The organism is Psychrobacter sp. NPDC078501 (genome assembly GCF_044900935.1).
Lineage (GTDB): Bacteria > Pseudomonadota > Gammaproteobacteria > Pseudomonadales > Moraxellaceae > Psychrobacter.
This window is the reverse complement of sequence record NZ_JBJDOS010000020.1, coordinates 1-1937: the sequence shown is the minus strand read 5'-3', so window position 1 is coordinate 1937 and position 1937 is coordinate 1. Positions and strand designations below refer to the sequence as shown.

At 45.7% G+C, this 1937-nt stretch carries 1 protein-coding gene; it reads left to right on the top strand.

The window, feature by feature from the left end:
* Nucleotides 1–78 precede the first annotated feature (78 nt).
* The coding region (locus ACI2IW_RS13835) for a heme lyase CcmF/NrfE family subunit (protein WP_404693953.1) at nucleotides 79–1937 on the top strand (1859 nt) is incomplete at its 3' end.

Below are 1937 nucleotides of genomic sequence, written 5' to 3'. Positions count from 1 at the left end.
TGGGGGTGGGTTCTAATAATAAAAATTCCACCGCCACAGTAAACTGCAACCGCATTAGAGTAAATAAGGTTAGACCGTATGTTGATTACAGAATTGGGCTATTTTGCCTTGCTTACCGCTTTTGTATTGGCGTTATTGCAGGTAATTCTGCCAACTATTGGTGTTATTCATAACCAAGTTGCTTGGCAACGACTAGCCCCTAGCTTAGCTTGGGCACAGTTTGCCGCCATGATAACGTCATTTGGCGCTTTGATAGCAGGTTTTTATTATAATGATTTTAGCCTCAGTTACGTCGCGCAGCATTCCAATACGCTGTTGCCTTGGTACTATAAGTTATCGGCGACATGGGGCGGACACGAGGGCTCTTTGCTGCTATGGATGACCATCATGGCCACATGGTGTGCACTGGTATCATACTTTAGTCGCGGCTTGCCGTTATCAATGCGTGCGCGGGTATTAGTTATTTTGGCCGGTGTACAGTTAATGATGCTAACGATGCTGATATTTACCTCGTCACCGTTTGAGCGTACCTTACCCAATCTAGCGGTCGATGGCGCTGATTTAAATCCTGTCCTACAAGATTTCGGTCTGATTATTCATCCGCCCATGTTATATATGGGCTATGTGGGTATGGTAGTACCTTTTGCATTTTGTATGGCGGCATTGTGGGAAGGGCGTTTAGATGCTGCTTGGACACGCTGGTCACGTCCATGGGCGCTCGCGGCTTGGGGGTTTTTGACCATTGGTATTGCACTGGGCTCGTGGTGGGCCTACTACGAGCTTGGCTGGGGCGGTTGGTGGTTTTGGGATCCGGTAGAGAATGCCTCGTTTATGCCTTGGCTTGTCGGCTTAGCATTGCTGCATTCATTAGCAGTCACTGAAAAGCGCGGGGTGTTTAAAGCATGGACCATTATGCTGGCTATTTTCGCCTTTGCCTTAAGCTTGCTTGGCACGTTCCTGGTACGCTCTGGAGTCCTTACCTCAGTGCATTCGTTTGCCGCTGATCCGACGCGTGGTTTGGTTATCTTAGCTATTCTTGGCATTATCATCGGTAGTGGTCTATTAATGTTTGCCGTTCGAGGTTGGCGTTTAACCGTTGAAAGTCAATATCAGCTGATTTCACGTGAGTCCTTTTTAGTGATCAACAACGCCATCATTTTGATTGCAACCTTAGTGGTGCTGCTCGGCACCCTTTACCCTATTATCGCTGATGCCTTTGGTTTAGGACAAGTGTCCGTTGGCCCTCCTTATTTTAATGCATTATTTGTACCTTTAACGTGGCTGTTATTAATAGCTATGGGTATGGGCTCAAATATTCGCTGGAAAAAAGACACCCGTCCACTACTGGGTATAGGCATGGTCATCGCCGTTAGTAGCTTAGTATTAGCTGCCATTATTACTTACTTTGTTAATCCATCGTCTATGCTTAATATTGGTGTGACTTTAGCCGTTAGCTTTTGGGCACTGCTATGGATGGCAGTTGATTTTAAAGATAAAACTAAGAATGCGCCTAATCTTTTTAACGGTTTGCGGCAGTTGCGTCTGAGCTATTGGGGTCAACAGACTGCTCATATTGGCGTATTGGTTGCTGTCATTGGCATAGCCTTTACTAGTAGCCTGAGTATTGAGCGTGACGTAGCAATGGGTATTGGCGATACAGTCAATGTTCAAGGTTACGATTTTGAAGTAACTGAATTTTTTGAAATAAAGGGTAGTAACTTTGATGCAACGCAAGCGCAAGTCGTGGTATCCAAAGACGGTCGTGAAGTGGCGAAACTGACTCCAGAAAAGCGTACTTATATTATCAGCACGATGCCAACGACTGAAGCCGCTATTGACCCCAGTCTTATGCGCGATGTTTATGTCGCACTGGGCGAACCTATTGCCGATGGTAGTAACCAATGGGCATTAAGGATTTATGTAAAACCATTAATTCG